The sequence below is a fragment of the Lacinutrix sp. C3R15 genome (assembly GCF_018860825.1).
Taxonomy (GTDB): domain Bacteria; phylum Bacteroidota; class Bacteroidia; order Flavobacteriales; family Flavobacteriaceae; genus Oceanihabitans.
This window is the reverse complement of the sequence record NZ_JAHKPZ010000009.1, coordinates 41,410-47,409: the sequence shown is the minus strand read 5'-3', so window position 1 is coordinate 47,409 and position 6,000 is coordinate 41,410. Positions and strand designations below refer to the sequence as shown.

The window sequence follows — 6,000 nt, the reverse complement described above, 5'->3', positions numbered from 1 at the left end:
TCCTGCTACATCTAATGATGCGCAAATCATTCCGCCTCCTTGAATTAGATAGCCATTAACATCAAAGCCAGTAGTACTCCCTAAGCTAATAAGTCCTAAGTTAGCAGTATCCGGATTATACACTAAAGTATGAATAGTATAATCTCCCGGTTCTGTTACTTGAAATTCTGGAGTATGAGAACCTGCTATCAACAAGAGTTCTTCCCCTTGTGTTAACCCATAAATCACCATAAAATCGTCAGGCACATACATGTCTCCATTTGGCGTGGCCGAAATAGTTGCTGTACCATCCATTATAGTTACAAGTTCATCATCTGCAGTAAGTGTTCCTGCATACGCTTCACAATTATTGGATTGTGAAAAAGAAGTTATAGAAAAAAATAATGTAAGTATGAAAAGTAGGGTTTGTAATCTGGGGTTCCTGTTGATTAGTTTTGTTTTCATAATTGTTTGTTTTTCTTATTACTCTCAAAATTAAGCAATTAAAAAACAGAAACAAAACTTTTGTCTAACTTTTTTTATTATTATTTAGACAGAAATATCCTATAAAAATCCAGATTTTATTAGCAAAAACAGTATTTATTTGATTCATTATTAGGTGAAAAAAATATGTTTTATTGGTTAAAAATATTTTTATGCTTTTGTAAAACCAGCTGCTTATTAATTGAGTTAAACAGAAGTTTACAACACAAAAAATTATTTTCAGAATTTTCTAAACTGCTTGCAGAAAACGAAAAAGAAGAAATTTTAAAATTAGATAATACGCTACAGGTAAGATATAACTATCCGTATTTAGGAAAAGCAGATGGTTTTACAACTTACTTACGCAAACAAGATTACAAAAACTATATAGGAATAGAATTAGAAATAAACCAAAAACATTCTAAAAACAACGTCATAAATAAAACCTAAAAAGAAGTGCTTTATTTTGCTATAAAAAATGGCTCTACTTAAACCAAAAGTTTAATATTAGCATAACTATTATCTAAAGCGTTTTTACTTTCCTTAGTATCTAACCATTCTACCTTAGTAATTCCTTCATTTTCTTGAGGGTATAATCTTCCTGTAAAACTAGTTTTCATTTCAAACCAATAGGTTATTTTAATTTTATGTTTCCCGTTACGTTTAAAAATATGGTAAGTAGTTTGTAAAGGTTTTACAATTTTTAAACCAGCAACTCCTGTTTCTTCTGCAACTTCTCTTACTGCAGTTTCTTCAATAGTTTCATGAAGCTCTGCTTTTCCTTTAGGCAAATCCCATTTATCATTTCTATAAATAAAAAGTATTTCACCTGCATCATTAAACACTTTTCCTCCACCAGCAACTACGTTGGGTAAGAGTTTTAAAAACTTTTTCAGAAGTTTTTCTGGGTTTTTATGTATAAGTCTAACTTCTTTTAATGAAGTAGTATTGAGTTCTTTTATAACCTTACCAATATTCACAGAATCAAGCAAATAGTTTTTAAAACCGGATTCTTTCTCAACTATATTGGTTAGTACTATAGGTTTATCGCTTACAAAAACTTGATACATTTTTTTTATTATGGTTATCTTTTGTAAAAATATCATTTTTTTGCTCAAAACAAATAGCATTAAAATTAAATTTATATGTAATTTTGCCACTATGATTTTTAATAAAGACACAGCCAAAAAAACAGCAGAAGTTTTATTGCAAATTAATGCTATAAAACTTAGTCCGAAAGAACCATTTACTTGGGCTTCTGGATGGAAATCTCCTATATACTGCGACAACAGAATCATTTTATCTTTTCCACCAATACGAAACTATATTCGTGAAACCATGGGAAAACAAATTGAACAACAATACGGAAAACCAGATGTAATTGCCGGAGTTGCTACAGGAGCGATAGGCATTGGTATGCTAGTGGCAGAGTATTTAGGTCTTCCTTTTGTATATGTAAGACCAGAAGCTAAAGCACATGGTAGAAAAAACCAAATTGAAGGATTTTTAGAATCTGGACAAAATGTTGTTGTTGTTGAAGACTTAATTAGTACAGGAAAAAGCAGCTTGAATGCCGTTAGAGCACTAAAAGAAGCACATGTAAACGTAAAAGGAATGGTTGCCATTTTCTCTTATGGTTTTGATATTGCAGCACAAAATTTTAAGGAAGAAAACATAACCTTAAATACACTAAGTAATTACGAAAACTTATTAGAGCAAGCACTAGACACCAAGTATATTACAGAAGAGCAATTAGCAACTTTAAAAAATTGGAATGCAAATCCTAGCGAATGGAACGCTAATTGATAGATATAAAACGTATAATGAATTGCTTTGTTAAAACATATTGCCAAAAATTAAAGTAAACTAACAGAGCAACAACAAATAAATTACAAGAAAATGAAATTAGAATCTCCTAAAGCTACCATTGAAAAATCTGCTCAAGAAACCTTTGATTTTTTAAGTGATGTAAAAAACTTTGAAAGCTTAATGCCTGAAAACATTAATAAATTTGAAGTTTTAGATACAGATAAATTTCTTTTTGCTTTAAAAGGCATGCCAGAAATTATTTTAAAAAAGAAAGAAACAGAAGCACCACATAAAATTGTTTTGGGTGCTGCTGGCGGAAAAATAGATTTTTCTTTAACCGCAAATATTTTAGCAATTACAGAAACTTCTAGCGAGGTTCAATTAATTTTTGCTGGTGAGTTTAACGCTATGATGGCAATGATGATTAAAGGACCAATAAGTAAATTTATTGAAACTTTAACAACCAACATGCCAGAAGCTGTTTAATATAAGAGTTTAATTTCTTTTAAATTATACTCCTTTAATACCGCATCTTCTAAAAGTACTTGAAGATTTCCGTTTTGCGAAACAGACTGTATAATACCAGAAAACATATTACCTTCTATGTCTTGAAACGTAGAAGGTTTCTTTTTTCTAAACAAGTACTTTTCATAAGTACTCTTTAATTCTTCAAAATTTCTATTTTCTAAAATTAAAAAATAATGCTTTAGGTTTTCTATTAAATCTATTAGTAATTCTTCTATATCAAACACCTTTCCTGTTAGCTTTTTTAAAGACGAAGCTTGTGGTAAATTTTCAAAATTAGTTTGATTTACATTGATACCAATTCCTATAATACTATCTTTAAACTTGTTTTTTTTGATACTATTTTCTATTAAAATGCCACAAATCTTTTTGTTTTCTGACAAAATGTCGTTTGGCCATTTAATGCTTAATTTAGAAATTTCATGCGCTTTCAATGTTTTAATTATAGCTAAAGCAACCGTAATACTTATATAAAAATGCTGATCAAACCCTAAAAACGAAACATCTTTAAACACACTAAACATAAGGTTTTCTCCTGTATTTGAAGACCAAGAAGTACCCATTTGCCCACGACCATTTGTTTGGTAATTTGTTTGCACAACAGTATAATCTACAACAGTTTCTTGCACACTTAATTGCTTTAAAAAAGTATTCGTAGAGTTGATGGCATTAAGTTTGATTATACGCATTATATTAGTGGTTTTAAATCTTATAGATTTTTAACACTATAAAGAACTAAAAAAATAATAACTTTGCACAAATTTAATTCATATTAATGACAAAAAAACAAACAAATCCTGACCAACTAATTACAGGAATATTAGCTGGAATTGAAGATGTAAAAGGACAAAATATAAACATTCTAGATTTACGCGAAATAGAAAATACGGTTTGTGACTACTTTATAGTTTGTGAGGGTACTTCTAATACACAAGTTAGTGCAATTGTTAATTCTGTACAGAAAAAAGTAAGCAAAGATTTAAAAGATAAGCCTTGGCATATTGAAGGTTTAGACAATGCTGAATGGGTTTTAATAGATTATGTAAACGTTGTTGTTCACGTATTTCAAAAACACATTAGAGAGTATTATGATATTGAAAGTCTTTGGGGAGACGCAAAAACCACAGTTATAGAATCTAACTATTAAACAGGAGTACCACTTTTGTGGGATATATATATGGCAAACGACAAAAATACAAATAGCAAAAAACCAAAGTTTAATTATTATTGGATATATGGTGGTATCATAGCCATCTTTATTGCAATGCAATTTTTTAACGGAAGTGGTTTACAAGACGCAAAAACAATTACACCTTCAGAATTTTTTGAATTCGCAAAAGATAATGATGTTGCAAAAGTTGAAATCATAAATAGACATGAAGCTAATGTTTATTTAACACCTGAAGCACAAGAAAAAGATATACACAAAAAATCTAAACCTTCTAGTTTTTTACCAAGCACCTCAAAATTACCAAACTATAGTTTTGAAATTGGTGACTTACAAAACTTTGAAAACGATTTAAAAGCCATTGGCAAATACGATATTTTAAGCAATAAAACGGTTTCTAATGCATGGGGAGATTTAATAATTGGCTTAATACCTTTTATACTTTTAATTGGTGTTTGGGTATTTATTATGCGACGCATGTCTGGTGGTGCTGGAGGTGGCGCTGGAGGTCAAATTTTTAATATTGGTAAATCTAAAGCAAAACTTTTTGACCAGAACACAGAAGTAAAAACATCTTTTAAAGATGTTGCTGGTTTAGAAGGCGCTAAAGAAGAAGTACAAGAAATTGTAGACTTCTTAAAAAACCCAGAAAAATACACCTCTTTAGGAGGTAAAATACCTAAAGGAGCATTATTAGTAGGACCTCCAGGAACAGGAAAAACCTTATTAGCAAAAGCTGTAGCTGGTGAAGCCAAAGTACCTTTCTTTTCTTTATCTGGATCAGACTTTGTAGAAATGTTTGTAGGTGTTGGAGCATCTAGAGTTAGAGATTTATTTAAACAAGCTAAAGAAAAATCTCCTGCCATTATTTTTATTGATGAAATAGACGCTATTGGTCGTGCAAGAGGTAAAAACGCCATGTCAGGTTCTAATGATGAGCGCGAAAATACCTTAAACCAATTACTAACAGAAATGGATGGTTTTGGTACAAACACAAACGTAATTGTTCTTGCTGCTACCAATAGAGCAGATATATTAGACAAAGCCTTAATGCGTGCAGGACGTTTTGATAGACAAATATTTGTAGATCTTCCAGATGTTCGTGAACGTAAAGAAATTTTTGAAGTACACTTAAGACCGCTTAAAAAAGAAGAAGGTCTAGATCTTGAATTCTTATCTAAACAAACTCCTGGATTTTCAGGAGCAGATATTGCTAATGTTTGTAATGAAGCTGCATTAATTGCTGCCAGACAAGGTAAAAAAGCAGTAGACAAACAAGACTTTTTAGATGCTGTAGATAGAATTATTGGAGGACTAGAAAAGAAAAACAAAATAATTACTCCTTCAGAAAAAAGAGCTGTAGCATTTCATGAAGCAGGTCATGCAACTGTAAGTTGGATGCTAGAACATGCTGCTCCTTTAGTAAAAGTAACCATTGTACCAAGAGGTAGATCTTTAGGTGCTGCATGGTACTTACCAGAAGAACGCTTAATTGTTAGACCAGAGCAAATGCTAGACGAAATGTGTGCTGCTCTTGGTGGTCGTGCCGCAGAAAAAGTGATTTTTAATAAAATATCTACTGGTGCATTAAGCGATTTAGAAAAAGTAACTAAACAAGCCAGAGCAATGGTTACTGTTTATGGCTTAAGTGACAAAATAGGAAACTTAACTTATTATGATTCTTCAGGGCAAAATGAATATGGTTTTTCTAAACCATACAGTGAGCAAACTGCAGAGTTAATAGACAAAGAAATCTCTGACATTATTGAAAAACAATATGATAGAGCTGTTAAACTTTTAGAAGAAAACAAAGACAAGCTTACCGAATTAGCAGAAGTCTTACTAGACAAAGAAGTTATATTTAAAGATAATTTAGAAAAAATATTTGGAAAACGTCCTTTTGAAGTAGAAGAACGCCCTTTATTAGAAAAATAAATTATTTTAATAAAATTGTTAACATTAATTTAAAATCTTAAATTAACCCATTGGTTAGTTTAAGATTTTTTATCTTTGAAAAACGCTATAGCTAACGAATT

The 6,000-nt window shown here is 30.6% G+C and carries 8 protein-coding genes; 5 read left to right on the top strand and 3 right to left on the bottom strand.

All coding sequences use genetic code 11. From position 1 onward, the window contains the following. Window positions 1-444: hypothetical protein (locus tag KO494_RS02875; RefSeq protein WP_215966091.1), on the bottom strand; the 444-nt coding region annotated here is incomplete at its 3' end. Window positions 445-609: 165 nt separating this feature from the next. Between KO494_RS02875 and KO494_RS02870 the strand changes: the two genes are divergently transcribed. Then, complete coding sequence (locus KO494_RS02870) at window positions 610-912, top strand: hypothetical protein (RefSeq protein WP_215966090.1); 303 nt, start codon at window positions 610-612, stop codon at window positions 910-912. 38 nt (window positions 913-950) lie between these two features. Here KO494_RS02870 and KO494_RS02865 read toward each other — a convergent pair whose 3' ends face one another. Next, window positions 951-1,532: an NUDIX hydrolase gene (locus tag KO494_RS02865; protein WP_215966089.1), complete on the bottom strand. Its 582-nt coding sequence runs from the start codon at window positions 1,530-1,532 to the stop codon at window positions 951-953. Window positions 1,533-1,623: 91 nt separating this feature from the next. On the opposite strand from KO494_RS02865, the gene pyrE reads away from it, so the two are divergent. Both pyrE and KO494_RS02855 read left to right on the top strand, forming a co-directional pair. Then, complete coding sequence (gene pyrE, locus KO494_RS02860; RefSeq protein WP_215966088.1) at window positions 1,624-2,268, top strand: orotate phosphoribosyltransferase; 645 nt, start codon at window positions 1,624-1,626, stop codon at window positions 2,266-2,268. Window positions 2,269-2,361: 93 nt separating this feature from the next. After that, complete coding sequence (locus KO494_RS02855; RefSeq protein WP_215966087.1) at window positions 2,362-2,757, top strand: SRPBCC family protein; 396 nt, start codon at window positions 2,362-2,364, stop codon at window positions 2,755-2,757. Here the strand turns inward: KO494_RS02855 and KO494_RS02850 are convergent. Further along, complete coding sequence (locus tag KO494_RS02850) at window positions 2,754-3,485, bottom strand: biotin--[acetyl-CoA-carboxylase] ligase (protein WP_215966086.1); 732 nt, start codon at window positions 3,483-3,485, stop codon at window positions 2,754-2,756. The genes KO494_RS02855 and KO494_RS02850 overlap by 4 nt on opposite strands. 86 nt (window positions 3,486-3,571) lie before the next feature. Between KO494_RS02850 and rsfS the strand changes: the two genes are divergently transcribed. Both rsfS and ftsH read left to right on the top strand, forming a co-directional pair. After that, window positions 3,572-3,943, top strand: a complete 372-nt coding sequence (rsfS, locus tag KO494_RS02845) for a ribosome silencing factor (RefSeq protein ID WP_215966085.1) — start codon at window positions 3,572-3,574, stop codon at window positions 3,941-3,943. Window positions 3,944-3,973: 30 nt separating this feature from the next. Further along, window positions 3,974-5,899 (top strand): ATP-dependent zinc metalloprotease FtsH, encoded by a 1,926-nt coding sequence (gene ftsH / locus KO494_RS02840; RefSeq protein ID WP_215966084.1) that lies wholly within the window; start codon window positions 3,974-3,976, stop codon window positions 5,897-5,899. The last annotated feature ends 101 nt before the right edge of the window (window positions 5,900-6,000 follow it).

Bases quoted from the DNA above. Each gene is read 5' to 3' on its own strand.
- KO494_RS02870 (WP_215966090.1), top strand. From the start codon at position 610: ATGTTTTATTGGTTAAAAATATTTTTATGCTTTTGTAAAACCAGCTGC.
- KO494_RS02865 (WP_215966089.1), bottom strand. From the start codon at position 1,532: ATGTATCAAGTTTTTGTAAGCGATAAACCTATAGTACTAACCAATATA.
- pyrE (WP_215966088.1), top strand. From the start codon at position 1,624: ATGATTTTTAATAAAGACACAGCCAAAAAAACAGCAGAAGTTTTATTG.
- KO494_RS02855 (WP_215966087.1), top strand. From the start codon at position 2,362: ATGAAATTAGAATCTCCTAAAGCTACCATTGAAAAATCTGCTCAAGAA.
- KO494_RS02850 (WP_215966086.1), bottom strand. From the start codon at position 3,485: ATGCGTATAATCAAACTTAATGCCATCAACTCTACGAATACTTTTTTA.
- rsfS (WP_215966085.1), top strand. From the start codon at position 3,572: ATGACAAAAAAACAAACAAATCCTGACCAACTAATTACAGGAATATTA.
- ftsH (WP_215966084.1), top strand. From the start codon at position 3,974: ATGGCAAACGACAAAAATACAAATAGCAAAAAACCAAAGTTTAATTAT.